Source organism: Methanoregula sp. (assembly GCA_041645435.1).
In the GTDB taxonomy this organism is placed as follows: Archaea; Halobacteriota; Methanomicrobia; order Methanomicrobiales; family Methanospirillaceae; genus Methanoregula.
Genome location: JBAZQB010000001.1, coordinates 582098 through 599486, shown reverse-complemented (window position 1 = coordinate 599486; position 17389 = coordinate 582098). Strand labels below are relative to the sequence as shown.

14 protein-coding genes are annotated in these 17389 nt (G+C 52.8%); 9 read left to right on the top strand and 5 right to left on the bottom strand.

The window, feature by feature from the left end; translation table 11 throughout:
* The first annotated feature begins 26 nt into the window (after positions 1-26).
* The 6 genes from tgtA to WC593_02785 all read left to right on the top strand — a co-directional run bounded on the left by tgtA (position 27) and on the right by WC593_02785 (position 6607).
* Positions 27-1481: a tRNA guanosine(15) transglycosylase TgtA gene (gene tgtA, locus WC593_02810; protein ID MFA4824068.1), complete on the top strand. Its 1455-nt coding sequence runs from the start codon at positions 27-29 to the stop codon at positions 1479-1481.
* Positions 1468-3099 (top strand): archaeosine synthase subunit alpha, encoded by a 1632-nt coding sequence (arcS, locus tag WC593_02805; GenBank protein ID MFA4824067.1) that lies wholly within the window; start codon positions 1468-1470, stop codon positions 3097-3099. The genes tgtA and arcS overlap by 14 nt, the downstream gene beginning before the upstream one ends.
* Positions 3100-3161: 62 nt before the next feature.
* Positions 3162-4010 (top strand): sulfide/dihydroorotate dehydrogenase-like FAD/NAD-binding protein, encoded by an 849-nt coding sequence (locus WC593_02800; protein MFA4824066.1) that lies wholly within the window; start codon positions 3162-3164, stop codon positions 4008-4010.
* Positions 4003-5346, top strand: coding sequence for an NADPH-dependent glutamate synthase (gltA, locus tag WC593_02795; protein MFA4824065.1), 1344 nt, complete (start codon positions 4003-4005; stop codon positions 5344-5346). Before WC593_02800 ends, gltA begins: the two co-directional genes overlap by 8 nt.
* 53 nt (positions 5347-5399) lie before the next feature.
* Positions 5400-6251, top strand: coding sequence for a zinc ribbon domain-containing protein (locus tag WC593_02790; protein ID MFA4824064.1), 852 nt, complete (start codon positions 5400-5402; stop codon positions 6249-6251).
* Between the two features lie 110 nt (positions 6252-6361).
* Positions 6362-6607, top strand: a complete 246-nt coding sequence (locus tag WC593_02785) for a hypothetical protein (protein MFA4824063.1) — start codon at positions 6362-6364, stop codon at positions 6605-6607.
* A gap of 40 nt (positions 6608-6647) precedes the next feature.
* Here WC593_02785 and WC593_02780 read toward each other — a convergent pair whose 3' ends face one another.
* From WC593_02780 to WC593_02760, 5 genes are all read right to left on the bottom strand, one after another.
* The gene (locus tag WC593_02780) at positions 6648-8231 is read right to left on the bottom strand and encodes a Ppx/GppA phosphatase family protein (GenBank protein MFA4824062.1); all 1584 of its coding nucleotides are present in this window, start codon (positions 8229-8231) and stop codon (positions 6648-6650) included.
* Positions 8228-9859: a CHAD domain-containing protein gene (locus WC593_02775; GenBank protein ID MFA4824061.1), complete on the bottom strand. Its 1632-nt coding sequence runs from the start codon at positions 9857-9859 to the stop codon at positions 8228-8230. The genes WC593_02780 and WC593_02775 overlap by 4 nt, the downstream gene beginning before the upstream one ends.
* Complete coding sequence (gene ppk1 / locus WC593_02770; protein MFA4824060.1) at positions 9843-11945, bottom strand: polyphosphate kinase 1; 2103 nt, start codon at positions 11943-11945, stop codon at positions 9843-9845. The genes WC593_02775 and ppk1 overlap by 17 nt, the downstream gene beginning before the upstream one ends.
* Before the next feature lie 305 nt (positions 11946-12250).
* On the bottom strand, positions 12251-12646 hold the full coding sequence (locus WC593_02765; protein MFA4824059.1) for a hypothetical protein: 396 nt from the start codon (positions 12644-12646) through the stop codon (positions 12251-12253).
* A 242-nt stretch (positions 12647-12888) separates the two neighbouring features.
* Complete coding sequence (locus WC593_02760; protein ID MFA4824058.1) at positions 12889-13560, bottom strand: DUF2115 domain-containing protein; 672 nt, start codon at positions 13558-13560, stop codon at positions 12889-12891.
* Between the two features lie 156 nt (positions 13561-13716).
* On the opposite strand from WC593_02760, the gene WC593_02755 reads away from it, so the two are divergent.
* From WC593_02755 to ilvN, 3 genes are read left to right on the top strand one after another with little or no spacing between them, the layout of a single operon-like run.
* Entirely contained in the window at positions 13717-15195 is a 1479-nt protein-coding gene (locus WC593_02755; GenBank protein ID MFA4824057.1) for a 2-isopropylmalate synthase, read from the top strand.
* Positions 15192-16865: a biosynthetic-type acetolactate synthase large subunit gene (gene ilvB, locus WC593_02750; GenBank protein ID MFA4824056.1), complete on the top strand. Its 1674-nt coding sequence runs from the start codon at positions 15192-15194 to the stop codon at positions 16863-16865. The genes WC593_02755 and ilvB overlap by 4 nt, the downstream gene beginning before the upstream one ends.
* Positions 16862-17365 (top strand): acetolactate synthase small subunit, encoded by a 504-nt coding sequence (gene ilvN / locus WC593_02745; GenBank protein ID MFA4824055.1) that lies wholly within the window; start codon positions 16862-16864, stop codon positions 17363-17365. Before ilvB ends, ilvN begins: the two co-directional genes overlap by 4 nt.
* The last annotated feature ends 24 nt before the right edge of the window (positions 17366-17389 follow it).

Below are 17389 nucleotides of genomic sequence, written 5' to 3'. Positions count from 1 at the left end.
CATATAAAGGCACATCAGGATGCCTTATGGGAATTTCATTCGAGAGCTTGTACAGCGATATCGCCGGCCGTTGCGGGAAACTTACCGTAGGCAAAAAGATAGTAAAGACTCCCGCGCTGCTCCCGGTCATCAACCCCCACCTTCAGCTTGTCACCCCAAAAGAACTCCGGAAGATGGGCGTAGAGGCGATTATAACAAACGCTTACATTTTTTCCCAGAGCAAACAATATCGGGAACGCGCCCTATCAGAAGGTCTGCACAAGGTCCTTGATTATGACGGGGTGATCATGACCGACTCCGGTTCATTCCAGTTATCCGTCTATGGTGAAGTCTCGATCACCAATACCGAGACCCTCTCGTTCCAGCGCGACATAAAAAGTGATATCTGGGTACCGCTCGATATCCCCACTTCCCCCGCATCTGACCGGCAGACTGCCGAAGGTGAACTTGCGATCACCATGCAGCGCCTTGCCGAGGCCAAACAGGTCTTTGGCAGCGATGCCCCGATTGCCGGGCCGGTACAGGGCGGCATCTTTGAAGACCTGAGGGAACGGGCAGGAAAGGCAGTTACCGATCTCGGTTTTACGTTCTGCCCGATAGGGGCCGTAGTCCCTATCATGGAGCAGTACCGATACCGGGATCTCGTCAGTGTTGTTATAGCAGCAAAACGTACGATCTCTCCGTCTGCCTGCGTCCATCTTTTTGGAGCCGGTCACCCGGCCATGTTCGCGCTCGCAACTGCGATGGGTTGCGATCTCTTTGACTCGGCAGCTTATGCCCTCTATGCCAAGGAAGGCCGGTACATGACCGTCCATGGCAGTTACAAGATCGATGAACTCGCCGATCTCCCCTGCGCCTGCAATGTCTGTCGCACTCACACGGTTGAAGAACTTCGCACATCTCCCCAGCGCGACCGCCTGCTCGCGCTCCACAACCTGCATGTGACTCTTGCCGAGATCGCCCGCATCCGCCAGGCTATCACGGACGGTTCTCTCTGGGAACTGGTTGATGAGCGCTGCCGGGGTCACCCGCAGCTGCTTGCCGGTTATCGGGCCCTTCTCCTCCGCAATGCCGAACTTGAAAAGACCGACCGGACCTCCAAGCGCTGCTTCTTCTACCGGGGCGACGAGAGCTGTGCCCGGACTGAAGTGCTGCGCTACCAGCAGCAGCTTGCACGGCTCCGGCTCGGCCGGGAAGTGCTGGTAGCATTCGATGGCGGTGCACGTGAAGAGTTTGAAGATACCCTTCTCTTCAAACCCCCGTTCGGCCCCTACCAGAAGGAACTCAAAGAGACCTTTCCCATAGGCCAGAGCGAGATTCCCGAATGGGACGAAGCGATGGTGCGGCAGGGATGCCGGGGAATACGGGCGCTCGTAGAGAGCCACCCGGATACCCATGTTGTTGTATCCTGCAGCCCACGGTGGGAAACTATTCTGCGACAGGAAGTGACTGGTTGCGAGGTGCGCATTGAGCCAGTTTAATATCCGGAAGCGGGACGGTCTTGGCCGGACCGGCTTATTCAGGCACGAGGGGACAGAACTGCGACTTCCGGCTGCTACGGATACAATTACGTTATTCCCCGCGCTTGGCAACCTGCACAACGCCAATATGCCGGTCTGTGCTCCGGCAGCAGTTGCACGGCAATTTCCTCCGGCATCGGGTGTAATACCAGTCACCATTCATCCCCAGCTGGACAACACCGCCATCAGCGGGGACTGCGTAATGGTGGCCAACTGGCATACCACATTTGCAAATCCCCGGAATTATGTGGACTGGTTAGTCACGCTCAAGAAAAAGACACCAGCCGATACCGCATGGTACGCACCTGCTGCTGCCATCCCCTCAACGGCTGCCATTCTCTGCTACTCCGGGTTTGATCTCTTCGATTTCATCGGCGTTGATCTGAAATCTGCGCAAGGCATTTTCTGCACTGCTGACGGCGAGTTTGCCGCTGATGCAATGAACAGCGGCATCTGCACCTGTACCGGTTGTGCAGTAAAAGATCTTAAAGAACACAACCGGAATGCACTCCGGCAGGAGCTTGCCTTGATTGGGCGTTTCATCGAACTGGGACAATTACGGGATCTTATTGAGTCCCGCTGCCGTATGAACGCAAGCCAGGTAGCAATCATGCGCCATCTTGACAACCAGTACCCGTTCATGGATGCTGCCCAACCGGTTGCCCGTAGTGGCGTGATGCGGGCGAATTCCGGCGATTCCATGCAGCGGGTGGAAGTCCGCAGGTTTGCAGAACGCGTGCTGACCCGGTATCTCCCGCCCAAGACCGATGTTGCCGTTCTGTTACCCTGCTCTGCCCGGAAACCCTATTCGCTCTCCCAAAGCCACAAGCGCTTCCAGCTTGCCATTGGCGCCCGGGCTCACGAACTGATCGTTACCTCCCCGCTCGGTCTGGTGCCCCGTGAACTCGAAACGGTTTACCCGGCAGGTCATTATGATGTTCCCGTCACAGGTTACTGGGATGCAGAAGAATGTGCATTCATCAGCAGCATCCTCACCCGGTATTTCAAACGACACCCGTACCGCCGCATTATCGCTCACCTTGAAGACGGGGCACTCAAAGTTGCCCGGCAGGCAGCCGAGGCAGCGGGAATCATGCTCGAATGTACCTGCGAGGAGCATCCGACCAGCGATACCGCACTTAATGCACTGGACAGTGCGCTTGCCGGGGAACGCCGGATCAAGGATGACCGGCTGCACGGCATGGCGTCGTACCAGTTCAATATCGATCTCGATACCAAGGGGACTACGCTCCGGGGACACTTCCCGGAAGTCTTTTACAGCCGGAATAATCTCCAGCTTTTCTCCATCGACACCGGAACCGGCATGCTCCGCCCGACTGTTGATGGATGGAACTTGATCCCTGACGGCTACCGGGTGTATATCGACGACTTCATTCCCGAAGGTGATGTGCTGACACCGGGAGTAATGCGGGCAGATCCGAATATCCGTGATGGCGATGAAGTGCTGGTTGTAGGTGCGCGTGCCCTTGCAACGGGACGGGCAGCCATGCCGGCGGATGAGATGCTCCGCTCGAAACGCGGGGTTGCAGTCCGGGTGCGTAAGATTAAGCGATTGTAAAGAAAATTTCTAATCAGGAATTCCTGATTTATCCGGATTATTTATACTAAGGAGTGAAAGGGTTGTATTCTGTTGAAAAATCTGAGCAGCTTGCCGATAAAGTGTACCAGATGTGGATTAAGGCACCGCATGTCGCCCACCACGCACAGGCCGGACAGTTTGTGATCTTCCGGATTGATGAGAAAGGTGAGCGTATCCCTCTCACCATTTCTGCTGTCGATGGAGATTCATTCCGGGTCATTTTTATGACAATCGGAAAGACCACCACCCACCTTGCCGCTCTCCGGGCCGGCGATCATATACTGGATGTGGCAGGTCCTCTTGGCAAACCCAGCGATCTCTCCCGTTTTGGCACGTGCGTGCTCGTTGGCGGGGGCGTTGGAACTGCAAGTCTCCCTATTATCGCCCGTGCCCTGAGAAACGCGGGTAACCGGGTCATAGGAATTGTCGGTGCCCGTAATGCAGGTCTCCTAATTCTGGAAGACGAGATGAGCAAAGCCTGCGATGAACTCCTTATCTCCACCGATGACGGCACAAAAGGCTTTCACGGGTTTGCCGCTGACCTGCTCAAGCAGGTAATGGCCCGGGAAAAGGTCGATGCGGTCTGGATCATCGGTCCTGCCATGATGATGAAAGTGACCTGCGAAGTAACCCGTCCCGCAGGAATAAAAACATTTGTCAGTCTCAACCCGGTCATGGTTGACGGGACGGGCATGTGTGGTTCCTGCCGGGTGATTGTTGGTGGCGAGACAAAATTTGCCTGCGTTGACGGCCCGGAGTTTGATGCCCACAAGGTAGATTTCAATATGCTGATGGGACGGCTCCGCACGTACCAGCCCGAAGAGAAAGAGTCGCTTGAGCGCTACAATGCGCATATTTGTTCCTGCAAAGGCGGTGATCAGCATGCATGACCGACTTGTTGGTGAACGCATCCATGATTTCTCCGAAGTCGATGCCGGAATGACTCCTGAAGAAGCGATGATCGAAGCTGAACGCTGCCTCCAGTGCAAAAAACCCCTCTGCGTGAAAGGCTGCCCGGTCACTATCGATATTCCCGCGTTCATCCGCGAAGTTGCATCCGGCAATTTCAAAAAGGCGGCCGCGATCATCAAGGAACAGAATATGCTCCCGGCCATCTGCGGCCGGGTCTGCCCGCAGGAAGTCCAGTGCGAAGGGCAGTGCATTCTCGGGATCAAGGAAAAACCCGTCTCGATTGGTGAACTGGAACGGTTCGTGGCTGATACTGAACGGGCACACGGCATGGCACTCCCTCAGAAAAAGGCATCCACCGGGCGAAGGATCGCCGTTGTCGGCGCAGGCCCGGCCGGGCTGACTGCAGCTGCTGAGCTGGCACGCATGGGCTACCGGGTCACCTTGTTTGAGTCGCTTCATGCTGCCGGCGGGGTACTCATGTATGGTATCCCGTCATTCCGGCTGCCCAAAGAGATTGTAAAGGCAGAGATTGATGCGGTCCTCTCCCTTGGCGTTGAACTGAAACTCAATCATCTTGTCGGCCGCAGTGTCACGGTAAAAGAACTGCTCAGTTACGATGCAGTATTTTTAGGCACCGGTGCCGGTCTTCCCTATTTTATGGGACTGCCCGGAGAAAACCTGCCGGGGGTGTACTCGGCAAACGAGTTCTTAACCCGGGTAAACCTGATGCATGCAGATAAGTTCCCGGTCTTTGATACCCCGATTAAGAGGGGAAGCCGCGTTGTCGTTGTCGGTGGCGGGAACGTGGCCATGGACGCAGCCCGGGTCGCACGGAGGCTTGGGGGCAAAGTCATGCTCGTGTACCGGCGGCGCGAAGAAGACCTCCCTGCCCGCGAGGCCGAGACCCGGCGGGCAAAGGAAGAAGGTATTGAATTTGTCATGTGTTCACACCCCATAAAGATACTTGGCGACCAGGCCATAACCGGTGTCGAATGCGTGCGGATGGAGATGTGTGCGCTGGACAAGTCCGGCAGGCCGGAACCGGTTCCAATCGAGGGCAGCCATTTCACGATCGATGCCGATGTCTTCATTGCAGCAATAGGGCAGGGCCCCAACCCGCTCCTGATCAGCGAGATTCCGGATCTCAAACGCGGCAAACGCGGCAATGTAGAAGTCGACAATGAATTCCACACGTCAATGCGCAAGGTCTTTGCCGGTGGCGATGTGGCTACCGGCGCCGCAACCGTTATTCTCGCTATGGGTGCGGCAAAGAGTGCTGCACACGCGATCGATAAGATGTTGCGGGAAGAATAAGCAGTCTCTTTTTTTTACGTTAATTTTTACCGGTTTCTGGGGTCATTTTTTTAATGACCAATACAAAAAAGTATCAAACCTTCGCAACTAATGCTGATCATATGCCGTTCTGTACATCCTGCGGTGCAGAGATTGCCGCAGATAAAAAGTTCTGTGGGCAGTGCGGAGCTCCCGTTGAATCCATCCCTGCACCGGCAGCTCTTGTCACACGGGTCATACCTGTTGAGCAACAAGCTCCCGCAATCCCGTCTCCGGTCTTTTCGCCACCTCTTAAAAAACCCCAGACTCCGAAAAATATGGTTATCATCGGAGGAGTTATTGCCATCATTGTGATTATAGCCGCAATCTATTTCGTGGGACTGCCGATGCTGAAAAACGGCGCCCAGAAACCGGTTGATGGATTGGTACCAACACCTGCAATTACACCCCCCCCTGTCCCGTCTGCACGACCCACAATTAAGGAAACAACACCCGTTCCTGATACAACCGGCATTCCGGTTCAGGTGCGGGATGACCGACTGGAGGAGGATTACGAGCCGGTATATGCCCTTAACCAGAAGTTTTCGTTTGGGCAGAAAGTAAATTTTCCCTATGATCTTACGCGTCCCCCCCTGTATATCAAGTTCAATCTTACTCCGACAATGATTGTCAAACACCGGTTAGTCTCCATCGGGACGAGCAATGAACACTATGAAAATACTACCGAGGCAAGTCCCTATGCATGGTTTGAGGTAAAGGTGCTTGATGCAGGATCCGGAGCAGTTATCGACCAGCAGGGATATGGGAATGATTACCCTGATATCACAAAACATAGTTTCATGGTAAGGCAGAAAGGAAATTACCTGATCGTGATGTCAGGAAATGAGGTTAATGCGGATATCCAGATGCTGGTAGGAACACAATAAGAAACCTTTTTTTAATCATTGCAGATTTTTTCTGAATATTTGATGTCACGCCCCAATATTTTAATTCATTTACTGTCTTAAGTGTACAATCAAAAAAGGAGTGTAAACATATGAATTTTGGAAGTCTTGGTGGTATGGGCGGAGCGGTTGGCAGTTATCTTGCAACTCCCGAAGGACAGGAAGCAGCAAAGAAATACCTGGCAACCCCCGATGGGATTGCCATGCTCAAAGGATTCGTTGGATCCCCCGAAGGACAGAAAACAATGATCAGCATCCTTCCGGTCGTTCTCGACGGGCTCAATCTCCCGCCGGCAGTTAAAGAAGCCGTCAAAAACGCAATGGGTCCAACTGCGTAACCATTCTGTTTTTTTGAGGGATCCCACAATACCCTGTTTTTCAGGCAGGGGAGGGATTTCCGAGAATCTCAAAGAAAATTTTTTTCCCAAACACTTTTTCAAAGGCCTTCTTCTCGCTCTCGATCCCCCATATCTCGAGCTGGCAGTCACCTCTTGCAACAATCTCGACACGGACAGTATCATTGCCGTCGGCAATGAAACGGACATGCCGGATCAGGGCTGCATGACTCCGGTCAAGACTCTCACCGAGCCGGATGAATGTTGAAAGTACCCGCAGGGCTTCTCTGTCGTGCATATCAAGCTCAGGAATCTCGAGATCCTTTTTCCGCGGGCTTTTTTTCCGGTGGAACCGGGCTAGATTGGCCATGAATGTTACTTCTTTTAAGTCAAAGCCCAGTAATTCGGAATTTTTTATCATGTAATACGAATGTGCCTCGTGATTGGTATACGAGATAAACGAGCCGATGTCATGAAGAAACGTTGCATATTCCAGAAGCTCGCGTTCCGCATCGCCATAGGTATGAAGCCCCTGCTCCTTTGCGCTATCGAACATGGCAAGGACCAGTGCCGTGACCGTCCGTGCATGGGACTCATTGATGCCGCAGGACCTGCCCAGCTGGAGGATGCTGCGCTGGCGGAGTGACAACTCGCCTAAGAGGGGAAACTCGTCCATCCGTGAGAGATAATCAACCAAAAGCCCGTCCTGCAAACCCCTGCCCGTCACCATTATCGACTTGAGGGACAGTTCCTGCATGAACGTGTCAAGGATGGCAGCACCCGGCACGATGATATCTGCCCGTTCAGGATTGATCCCGGGAATTTTCCTGCGCTGTTCGAGAGGCAGGGAGCAGATCATGCCTATGACTTTTTTTAATTCGTGATGCGTGATCATTCCTTCATGACCCGGGTCCGGGTGCAGGTTTTTAAAGGCAATCTCGGCTAGATTTACTGCAGTCCCTGAACTTGCAACAGCACAGACCGGGTCCAGTCTATGGATCTTCTTTATGGACCGGATGATGACGTTTTTTATGTGCTGCTGGATCTTTTTATAGCGTTCCGGGGTAACCGGGCCGGTATCTGTCGGGGATATATACTGGTTTGCAAGCCGTATCGCTCCCAGATTAAAGCTGTCGAGATACTGGTAATTGCGCTCATCACCCACCGCGATTTCTGTGCTTCCGCCGCCGATATCGATAAAGAACGTTGATTTTCCTTCGAGGTGCATGCCACTTGCAACACCCAAGTAGATCAACCGGGCTTCTTCCTGGCCGGAGATAACCCGGATATCTATCGTCACTTCCTGTCGCAGCCGGTGCAGGATCTCCTGCTGGTTGGAAGCCTCCCGCATCGCTGATGTGGCAACAGCAACGAATTCTTCAGCATTGAACGTGCGGGCAAGATCGGTAAATTTTTTGCAGACCATAACCGCCCGTTCAACAGCTTCAGGAAGAATCTCGTCATCATCAAATTCCCCTTCGCCCAGGCGCACCTGCTGTTTCTGCCGGGTCAGGATAGTGTACGAGTGATTCGGGTTGAGCCGGACAACCAAAAGGCGGATGGAATTGGTCCCGATATCGACAAATGCAACAACGCGGCCGTTGATGCCCGGGGTTTTTGTTTTCACCGGATCACCAGGATCCTGCCAAATACCCGGTTGAACAAATCTCCTTTTGATCGTGCACGCTCTTTTTCAACCGATATATCAGCAGAACCGATGACATCGCAGAATATCGTGGTATCGATAACACAGTGAATCTCCTGAACGGTTCCGAGGTGCAGGTAATCGAGGCCATCAGCAATGCGGAGGAGGCTCGAAAGCAGGAGAATTTTCTTCTGGTCTTTTGGAGACAGGAGTGTAAAGAAACTGTGCGATTCCACGGTTACCTGACCCCGGTGAGCTAAAGCAGTCAGGGCAACAATCCCCCGTTCGGCAAGGTCGAGGGGCAGGCGCTCGTCGGCAAAGATCATGGCTGCGCTGCGTTTGTTATGGTTCTTCTGCCCGTATTTCCAACCGATATCATGCAGTATGCCTGCACATTCGAGTAAGAACCGGTCCCGTTTATCGAGATTGTGGAGAGGCAAAAGACTGTCAAACAGCAGAAGAGCAAGTTTTGTCACCAGCTGGCAGTGTTTCTGTCCTTCAGGATATTCGCCCGATATCATCGCGACAATTTCCCGTAGTTCCGGTTCCGGAACCTGTTCATGAGATCTGAAGCTTGTTTTCCTTCCGGTGTCAAGGGCGGTACGGAGTGCTTCCCATATATGAGTCCGTTTCAGCGAGGCCCAGTAACGTACGAAATGCCGGTACAGCGCCATACGCTCCTTCTCCCGCTCAGCTAAAAAGAGTTTCAGGCTTGATAAGGTGAACGTATCCGGGCGTTTCTCTTCATTTTCAGACCGGAGGAGAGAGCGTTCATGGAGGAGCAGGCGTGTAATGGTGTCAATCCAGACATCACAGTCATGGAGATTGCCCAATGCTTCCTGCACGGCCTTGACCCGTGAGAGCGGTTTTTTTAAGTTGAGCCGGTAGACCGGGGCATAGACTTCCATCGTGTACCGGAGTTTTTTTGCCGCAATCCGGGTGGCATGGTGTTCGGCAACCGCCTCCGGGTGGGAAACCCAGGGCTCGAATGAGAGAAGGTTACATAATCTTCGTTCAATCCGGATGGCTGCAATGGGAGCAATGCCATACGCAAAGGCCCGTTTCATTCCCCTTCTTACGCGGGGGTCCTCAATTAAGGCAGTTCGCATATCCTCAATGACATGGCTTTTTTCCAGGTTATCAAGTGCCTTGAGCACTTCCTTTTGTAACGTACCCCGGCGTTTCTGGAGATCGGTCAGCAGGTACCTCACAGCAGGACCGGTGGGAAATTCTGTCGCACCCTCATGCTTATGGGCTTTCCAGGTTTTCTCAGCCCGCTTCTGGTATTTTGTCAGGTACGCAATCTGGACATCACAATCCCGTGCCTCTCCCAATGCCCGGGTGATCTCCTTGATCTCTTCTATCCATTTAACGTACGGTTTTTTCAAGAAGCAGGAACGGAACAGGGGAAGCGCAGCCCGGAGACGGCGGGATGCCACCCGCATCCGGTGGATATATTCGATATCTTCTGCCGCCTTTACTCCCGGAATCTCTTTTGCAAATGCTTCTAAGAGGGGGAGTAATCCTTTTTTGCCGAAGATACAGGCCGCGGTAACGGGTTCCGTCTGCTTCTTTACGCTGTTGACGGACAGATTAGAGAATGCCATCATACCAGCAACCACTGTGTTCCACGAACCATGCCTGGGCATTGAGGGGTTCTGCCCCATCCGGAATGGTGCGACGTTCATAGGTTCCGTCACTCTGCAGCAATCTCAGTTTGATGTTATCGTTGAGCTGCACCGGAAGGATCTTCTCAATAATGGCATCCCGGATAGCAGGATTCTGGACCGGGTAGAGCACTTCCACACGCCGGTCGAGATTACGGGGCATAAGATCTGCACTTCCCAGGAATACTTCCGCGTTCCCGCCATTGCGGAAATAGTATATCCGGGCATGTTCCAGGAACCTGCCAACGATCGACGTTACTTCAATATTTTCACTGACACCCGGGATTTTTGTACGAAGGCAGCAGATACCCCGTACCTGGAGATCGATTTTCACGCCAGCTTGTGAAGCGCGGTAGAGCGCCGCGATGCATAATGGATCAACCAGTGCATTCATCTTGAATATGAGGTGGCCCCCGCCATTCTGCTGGTGACAGGCAATCTCGCGATCGATCATCGAAAGGATACCTTTTCTCAGGGATAAGGGGGCCACCAGGAGTTTTTGGTAACTCTCGATCCGTGCATACCCGGTCAGGAAATTGAACAGGTTTGCCACATCCTCTCCGATCTGCTTGTCGCAGGTGAGAAATCCAAAGTCCGTGTAGATACGGCTCGTTGTGGCGTTGTAATTGCCGGTACCGAGATGCATGTAGCGCCGGATGCCGTCTTTTTCCCTGCGGACTATCATGCAGAGTTTTGCATGCACCTTGAGGCCGACGACACCATAAACCACATGCACGCCCTCCCGCTCAAGGGCGCGGGCCCAGCCTATATTATTCTCTTCATCAAACCGTGCTTTGAGTTCGATGAGGGCAGCAACGGCTTTGCCATTCTCCCGGGCTTCCATCAGCGCTTTTACTATCGGGGAATTGGAGCCAACCCTGTAGAGGGTGATCTTAATGGCAAGAACATCCGGGTCCTGAGCTGCCTGACGGATTAAATTGACTACAGGTGTAAAACTGTCATAAGGCTGGTACAGGAGGATGTCATGGTGGCGGATTGCAGAAAAAATATCCTTGCCTTCCGCAAGATCCGTTGGTAGTGAAGGATTGAATGGCCGATCCTTTAAATCCGGGCGATCCAGCGAAAGGAGCTGCATGAGATCAGCCATACCCACGGGATGACCGACACGGTGGATCATCGCCGACGTGACGACTAACTTCTTTTCAAGCATATGGCAGATGCTGTCATGCATGGAACACTCGACTTCGATACGTACCGGGTTTCCATGCGCACGCTGTTCCATGATCTCTTCGACTGTTGTAAGGAGATCAGATGCATCGTCCACTTCAATCTCCGGGTCCGCATCTCTAGTAATCCGGAAGGGAAACGATGCCACCGTCTCAAGCCCTGGAAAGAGCATGTCGAGATGTGCGGCAATGATCTCTTCAAGATAGACAAAGTGCACATTCTGATCATTCCGACAGTTCTCTTCAGCATCGGGAATGCGGATGAGCCGCGAGAAAAGATTGGTCGGCACTTTCACCCGGGCAAAAAATTCTTTATTGCTGGTGTCCCGGACAATAATCGCGAGATTTAATGAAAGATTGGAAATGAAAGGGAACGGATGCGAACTGTCAAAGGCAAGAGGTGTGAGTACCGGAAATACCTCTTCGACAAAAAAGCGATGCATCGCGGATTTCTGTCGCACATCGAGATCGCGGTACGCATGAATATGGACGCCAGTCTGGTCAAGTTTTGGCAGGATGTCTTCATGCCAGCATCGGTATTCCTGTTCGAGTTCCGGTAAAAGCATCTTCTGGATTCCATCCAGCTGCTGGGCAGGAGTCATGCCATCAGCGGGAAATTTCCGGACACCTTTTGTATACTGGCGCTGGAGCCCGGATACCCGGACCATAAAAAATTCATCGAGATTATTGGAAAAAATCGCCAGGAATTTTACCCGTTCGAGCAGGGGGTGGGACGGATCCATGGCTTCGTCCAGCACATGACGATTGAACCTGATCCATGCGAGTTCACGGTTGATATACAATGCGGGATCATCAAGAGGGATTGTCGGGGCGGTATCCATAAGGCTGCACCTGGCAGGAATTATTTCCGGGTAATGACAATGCTAGAATGGGTACCGGTGAAATATAACAGTTATTACCCGTTCTTTGATATTTACGGGAATCTGGGGACAAATATGAAAAAAGAGGCGAATTTATTGCGAACAGGTAGCGCGTGAAGATGACCCGGGTTTTTTTAAACATCAATCATTAAACAGTCAGGGCCTCGGCAGGAATCATGGAATCCAACCTTTTTTAAGGGAAAAAGTGAAGATAGTAAAACCGGGTTTTTCCGGATTATCTTTCTTATCTGGCTATTGTACCTCACTCAGAGTTTTTTGCGATCTACCAGCTCTTTTACCGATTTCTGGGGATGCTTGCTTTTCATTTTCTCTGCATCCTGAGCATCTATCAGATCTTGTATCGACTTCCTGCTATCCTGAGGTTTTGTTGCCATTGTCTCCGGGGGCTCTGTTATATCTTTCATTATTCCCCAGAATAACATGGCAAATCCGATTACCGCGATACCGATGACCGGGGCTTTTACAATGAGCATTTTTACGGACGGGTTTGAACTTATCCCCGGGGAAAGGGCATTGCCATACTTGGTGAGCAGTTCTTCCAGTAACGGGAAATAGATGAACTGTCCCGGGAGCAGAAAACCGATTATTCCTATAACCAATGCCATCAAACCGATCCATTTAAAAAGTCGTGCCAGACTCATATCGTCTCCGGTATAATTTTCTCTTATGATGTGCGATCAAAAATACCTTATTAAGAAAAATCGGATTCGGGAGGATACTTTCGAACCGTCAAAATTTTAATTATTAAAAAGGTATTGGCTGGAGAATATAACGTGTATACCCCCATCGACATGGTAGAAAAACGTACCCGGGTCTGTGATTCTCCGATCGTGTGACAAAGGGAATTAGGAATTTTTTTAGGTCCGTTAGTTCCAGGTTGGACTCACCCGTTGAAATGATGGAAATCATGGCAGTTTCTTATGAACTCCTGTTTGCGGTGCTCGCTTGCATTCACCGGGGGTTTGAGGTACCCGATCACCGGACTCTGGAGGGCGGGACAGAATGGGCAGAGTGCTGCATCCACATCGTTTGCCTTTTCCCGCACCGGGCAATAATACACACCGTCGATATACTGGACCGTGTCACCCCCGGGAAACAGCGTACCGACCGGATGCCCCGGTTCGTGTTGCACAAACATGTTAAAGCCGGCTATCAGGAATTTTAAGAACCGGAGCCGGTTATCATCCCCTTCTTCTTCTCTACTGCACTGTGTAGTAACCATATCCCAGTACGTTTTCATTTCTGCGGATACCGGTTCTTTCATGGGAGAGAAAGCGCCTTGTTGCTGCATGAGGCGCAGGGTCTGCCACGTGCCCAGCAGGTGTTCGGTGATCTTTGCCTGGAGGTGGTCCCGGTATTCCGGGGATACATTGCGGATCTTCTCTTTGAAATTGCACCGCATCTGCTCGATATCTTTGGGGGAATACCGGAGAACTATTGAGGAGATAATTGTACCCAGTTCTCCCCGGTTCCGTGCGGATTTGAGATGGGTGATATCCGAACGGATCTGTTCAACAACTGCAGACTGGTTGTCCGGCCTATGCCCGGTAAACATTTTCATTCCCCCGTCACGGGCAGCAGGTTCTGCCCATATATATCGATAGTAGCCGCTGAAGGCATTTATTGGCTCCGATCGGGAAAATAGCAGAGAATATATATATTTCACTTTCCCACGTGTATCTATGGTGATTTGCCATGAGTGAGTGTTTTATTGGGCCAAAGGCTGCGTTTTTTTGATACAACATTACGTGACGGGGAGCAGACGCCCGGCGTTTCTTTAACCCCGCAAAAGAAACTTGAGATTGCAACTGCGCTTTCTGATATTGGCGTGGATGTCGTTGAAGTCGGCTCAGCTGCCGCATCTGTTGGCGAACGGGATGCAATGAAGATGATCTCGGAGGCCGGCCTTTCTGCAGAGATCTGCACGTTCGTGCGTGCCCTGCACCTCGACATCGATGCGGCTGCCGATTTTGGCGCGGATTCAGTCCACCTCGTTATCCCGGTCAGCGATCTTCATATTGAAAAGAAGATGCGAAAGACCCGCGATCAGGTGGCACTGATGGCATGGGAGGCTGTCGAGTACGCAAAAGGACGGGGACTTATTGTGGAACTTTCCGGTGAGGATGCCTCACGTGCGGACCAAGAGTTTCTCCACCATATCTTCTCTGAAGGCATCAAGCGGGGAGCAGACCGCCTCTGTTTCTGTGATACGGTCGGGCTCCTGACCCCGGAAAAAATTGCCGGGATCATCCCACCGCTCAGCCGGATAGCGCCCCTGTCCATCCATTGCCATGACGACCTTGGTTTTGCGCTCGCAAATACGGTTGCCGCACTAAAAGCCGGGGCCGGGTGTGCGCATGTGACGGTGAACGGGCTGGGTGAGCGGGCGGGCAATACCCCGCTTGAAGAACTCGTCATGGCGCTGGAAGTGCTGTACGAGTGCCCGACCCGGATCAAAAAAGAGAAGATCTACCATCTCTCAACGCTCGTTTCGCGGCTGACCGGTGTACCATTACCGGTAAACAAAGCGATTGTCGGCGAGATGGCCTTTACCCACGAGAGCGGCATCCATGCTCATGGGGTCATAAAGGAACCATCAACCTATGAATCGATCAAGCCCGAGCAGATCGGCCGCAAGCGGCGGATTGTGCTCGGCAAGCATTCCGGTTCTGCGTCCGTTGAGGCAGCCCTCAACGAGATGAAATACACGCCGGATGCACCGCAACTCAAGGAGATCTTAAAACGGATCAAACAGCTCGGCGATGAGGGCAAGCGGGTGTCCGATACCGATCTCATGGCGGTTGCCGATGCAGTACTTGCGATCGAGTGCAAACCCGTGATCCGGATGAAGCAGTTCACCGCAATTTCGGGAAGCAACATGTTACCTACCGCATCGGTAACCCTGCTGGTAAACGGCGAAGAGATCACCGGCGCAGCTACCGGAGACGGACCGGTGGATGCCGCCATGCAGGTGCTGAGAAGATCGGTATCAGAACTGGCCGATATCCGGCTCGAAGAATATCACGTCGATGCCATCAGTGGCGGAACCGATGCGCTGGTCGAAGTGACAGTAAGATTAAGTAAAGACGGGAAGATAATTACTTCTCGCGGCGCACGCACGGATATTATCATGGCGAGCGTCGAGGCGATGATCGCCGGCATGAACAGACTACTAGAGGGAAAAACATGAAAACCGGGGCAAAAATACTCGTTGAATCACTCCTGCGCGAAGGTACTGAAATTATCTTTGGATATCCTGGCGGAGTGGTCTTGCCGATCTATGATGAACTCTATGATTCACCATTACGGCACCTCCTCGTACGGCACGAACAGGCAGCAGCGCATGCCGCAGACGGGTATGCACGGGCTAGCGGTCGTGTAGGGGTATGCCTCGCCACATCAGGCCCCGGTGCATGTAACCTTGTCACCGGTATTGCCACGTCCTACATGGACTCCACCCCGGTAGTAGCTATCACCGGCCAGGTTCCGACAAATCTTCTCGGCAACGACGCGTTCCAGGAATCGGATATCACCGGTATCACCCTGCCTATCACCAAGCACAATTACCTGGTAAAGAGTGCCGGCGATGTCAGCCGGGTTGTCCAGGAAGCGTTCTATATCGCCGGAACCGGAAGGCCGGGCCCGGTCTTAATCGACATCCCCAAGGATGTGAGTACCGGCATGGCCGAAGATGTGAAGTTACCTGAGAAGGTCACACTTCGCGGCTACAATCCCACCTATAAGGGCCACAAGCGCCAGATCGAAAAAGCACTCGAACTGCTCGGTCATGCAGAGCGCCCGCTCATCTATGCCGGCGGTGGCATCATCTCATCCAATGCCTCGCCCGAGCTCATAGAGTTTGCAACACTGGCATCGGTTCCGGTCACGACTACCCTGATGGGCATCGGCTGCATTCCCTGTCACCACCCGCTCAATCTCGGCATGCTCGGTATGCATGGCACAGAATATGCAAATTTTGCGGTCACGGAATGTGATCTCATCATCGCCATCGGGGCCCGGTTTGATGACCGCGTGACCGGGAAGATCGATACGTTTGCTCCCCACGCAAAGATCATCCATATCGATATCGATCCGGCCGAGATCGGCAAGAACAAACGGGTGGACGTGCCGATAGTTGGGGATGTGAAAGCGGTCTTAAAGGATATTCTTGCGCTTATGAAGAAGCAGGATGCCCATGACATCTGGTTAAAGAAGATCAAGCACTGGAAACAGCACCACCCGCTTAAGTGCCCGTCAACCGGGGGCCTGCACCCGCAGTTTGTCATCCGGACCCTGAGCGATCTGGTGAAGGACAAAGCGGTGATCGTCTCAGAAGTCGGCCAGAACCAGATGTGGACTGCGCAGCACTTCTGCTTCCACAACCCGCGAACCTGGATTACCTCCGGCGGACTGGGTACCATGGGCTTTGGGTTCCCTGCGGGCATTGGCGCACATTTTGCAAGGCCGGATGTCCCGACCTTTGTGATTGCCGGTGATGGCAGTATCCAGATGAACATCCAGGAGATGGGAACGGTTGCAGCGAACAAGATCCCGGTGAAGATCGCGATCTTAAACAACATGTATCTCGGCATGGTCCGGCAATGGCAGGAGCTTTTCTTCGACCACCGCTACTCGTTTACCGAACTTCCACCCGTTGATTTCGTGAAGATTGGCCAGGCATACGGCATCGAAGGTATGAGGGTCGAGACGCCTGAAGATGTACTTCCGGCTTTCCATGCTTCGCTCGACTGCGATGGCCCGTTTGTCATGGACTTCCGGATCGAGCGGGAAGAGAATGTGTTCCCCATGGTCCCGGCCGGTGCTGCCATCAACGAGATGATCGGAGGGCACCCGCGATGAAGCCGCACACCCTGTCGATCCTTGTCGAGAACAAGGCCGGTGTCCTCTCAAGGGTCACCGGGCTCTTCTCGCGCCGGGGGTTCAACATCGAGAGCCTGGCTGTCGGACCCTGTGAAGAACCGGGCATGAGCCGGATCACCATTGTGGTGATCGGTGACGATGCCAAGGTTGAGCAGGTGATGAAACAGCTCAACAAGCTGATCGATATCATCAAGGTTTCGGACCTGACCGAAAACGAGCGGGTGGAACGGGAACTCGCCCTTATCAAGGTTACCGCGGAACAGGGATCCTCCCGGGCAGAGATCATGCAGATCGCTACGATCTTCCGGGCATCGATTGTTGATGTGAGCCCGAAGTCAATCATCCTCCAGGTAATCGGCGATACGGAAAAGATCGATGCACTCGAAAAACTCCTGCGCCAGTACGGCGTCAAAGAGTTTGTCCGGACCGGAACGATTGGGATCCTCCGCGGGTCAAAGACCGTCAGTAGTACAAAATAAGTCCTCTTTTTTACGTACCCTCGT